The sequence below is a fragment of the Mycobacterium sp. genome, assembly GCF_049585075.1.
Classification (GTDB): domain Bacteria; phylum Actinomycetota; class Actinomycetes; order Mycobacteriales; family Mycobacteriaceae; genus Mycobacterium.
The window spans coordinates 1-2,217 of sequence record NZ_JBAUZA010000540.1; the positions used below are offsets into that span (position 1 = coordinate 1).

The following is a 2,217-nucleotide window of genomic DNA, read 5'->3' on the forward strand; positions in this document are numbered from 1 at the left end:
GTTCCAGTCCGGCGCCGGGGCGTCGAAGGTTCGCACCACCGGCGGGTGCGGCCGCAGCGGCCAGTCCAGGCGAGGGTCATCTGCGCGGGCTGGCGTCGCGCAGGCCAGCCCCATGGCCAAGATCACCGCCGGCAATCGCATATCGTCAGTGCACCGCGGCATCGCCAACCCGGCCAGCCAGCACTGTGGACAAAGCACCTGCTGAGACCGTGTAAACTGACTTCCCGCAGCCCGTATCAACGGACTGACTTCGCGCGTCTGTACCGCGTCTCCCGTTTCACTAGGAGTTCGCACCGCATGTCGGGCGGTCCCGTCCCACGACGGGTCCGGCATTGCAGCAGGCGCCAGGGCCCGGCTTCACCCGACGCCGGGCGACAACCGACACGCAAAGGCATAAGCATGGCCGTAGTAACCATGAAGCAGCTGCTCGACAGCGGCACCCACTTCGGGCATCAGACCCGTCGCTGGAATCCCAAGATGAAGCGGTTCATCTTCACCGACCGCAACGGCATCTACATCATCGACCTGCAGCAGACGCTGACCTTCATCGACAAGGCGTACGAATTCGTCAAAGAGACTGTCGCCCACGGCGGCTCGGTGTTGTTCGTCGGCACCAAGAAGCAGGCGCAGGAGTCCGTCGCCGCCGAGGCGACCCGCGTCGGCATGCCGTATGTCAACCAGCGCTGGCTGGGTGGCATGCTGACCAACTTCTCCACCGTGCACAAGCGGCTGCAGCGCCTCAAGGAGCTCGAGGCGATGGAGCAGACCGGTGGTTTCGAGGGCCGCACCAAGAAGGAAATCTTGATGCTGACCAGGGAGAAGAACAAGCTGGACCGCAGCCTGGGCGGTATCCGCGACATGGCGAAGGTGCCGTCGGCGGTTTGGGTCGTCGACACCAACAAGGAGCACATCGCCGTCGGCGAGGCGCGCAAGCTGGGTATCCCGGTGATCGCGATCCTCGACACGAACTGCGACCCCGACTTAGTCGACTACCCGATCCCGGGCAACGACGACGCGATCCGCTCGGCGGCCCTGCTGACCAAGGTGATCGCTTCGGCGGTGGCCGAGGGCCTGCAGGCGCGTGCCGGTCTTGGTCGTGGCGACGGCAAGCCGGAGGCAGACGCGGCCGAGCCGCTCGCCGAGTGGGAGCAAGAACTGCTGGCCTCGGCCACCGCGTCAGCAGAAGCCCCCGCGGCCCCGACCGCCGCCGCCGGAGACGCAACCGAATCAAACACTGACCCCTCATAGGAAGGCTGACCATTGGCGAACTTCACCGCTGCCGACGTCAAGCGGCTTCGGGAGCTCACCGGTGCCGGCATGCTCGACTGCAAGAACGCGCTGGCCGAAACCGACGGCGACTTCGACAAGGCCGTCGAGGCGCTGCGGATCAAGGGCGCCAAGGATGTCGGCAAGCGGGCCGAGCGGGCTACCGCCGAGGGTCTGGTCGCTTCCAGGGACGGTGCGTTGATCGAGCTGAACAGCGAGACGGACTTCGTCGCCAAGAACGCCGAGTTCCAAAAGCTCGCCGACGAGATCGTCGCGGCAGCCGCCAAGTCCAAGGCCGCCGACGTCGAAGCCCTCAAGGGCACCAGCGCCGGCGACAAGACCGTCGAGCAGGCCATCGCCGAATTGTCGGCGAAGATCGGCGAGAAGCTCGAACTGCGCCGGGTCGCGTACTTCGACGGCACAGTCGAGACGTACCTGCACAAGCGTGCGGCCGACCTGCCCCCAGGCGTCGGAGTGCTGGTCGAATACACGGGCTCCAATGCCGAAGCGGCGCACGCCGTTGCGCTGCAGATCGCCGCACTCAAGGCGCGGTATCTCACCCGCGATGACGTGCCCGACGACGTCGTCGCCAGCGAACGACGTATCGCCGAAGAGACCTCCCGCGCGGAGGGCAAGCCCGAACAGGCCCTGCCCAAGATCGTCGAGGGCCGGCTGAACGGGTTCTTCAAGGATGTCGTGTTGCTCGAGCAGCCGTCGGTGTCTGACAACAAGAAGACCGTCAAGGCGCTGCTCGACGAGGCTGGCGTCACCGTCACACGGTTCGTCCGGTTCGAGGTCGGTCAGCAGTAGCATCAGCCGGATGCGACACGTACACGCGTTCGGTGATGACGCCCTGGGTGACCTTGATGCGGTCGGTGTGATCGACGCCCTCACGTCCGGTCGGATAGGCCGGGCTGAGGTCGTCGAGGCGGCGATCGCGCGCACCGAGGC

3 protein-coding genes are annotated in these 2,217 nt (G+C 66.1%); all 3 read left to right on the forward strand.

Annotated features, from left to right (window positions below; all coding sequences use genetic code 11):
* Positions 1-399 precede the first annotated feature (399 nt).
* Complete coding sequence (gene rpsB, locus WB785_RS24740; RefSeq protein ID WP_424082739.1) at positions 400-1,248, forward strand: 30S ribosomal protein S2; 849 nt, start codon at positions 400-402, stop codon at positions 1,246-1,248.
* A gap of 12 nt (positions 1,249-1,260) precedes the next feature.
* The gene (tsf, locus tag WB785_RS24745) at positions 1,261-2,076 is read left to right on the forward strand and encodes a translation elongation factor Ts (protein WP_424082741.1); all 816 of its coding nucleotides are present in this window, start codon (positions 1,261-1,263) and stop codon (positions 2,074-2,076) included.
* Positions 2,077-2,086: 10 nt separating this feature from the next.
* Positions 2,087-2,217, forward strand: a 131-nt coding sequence (locus WB785_RS24750) for a hypothetical protein (RefSeq protein WP_424082743.1), incomplete at its 3' end; no start/stop codon positions are given.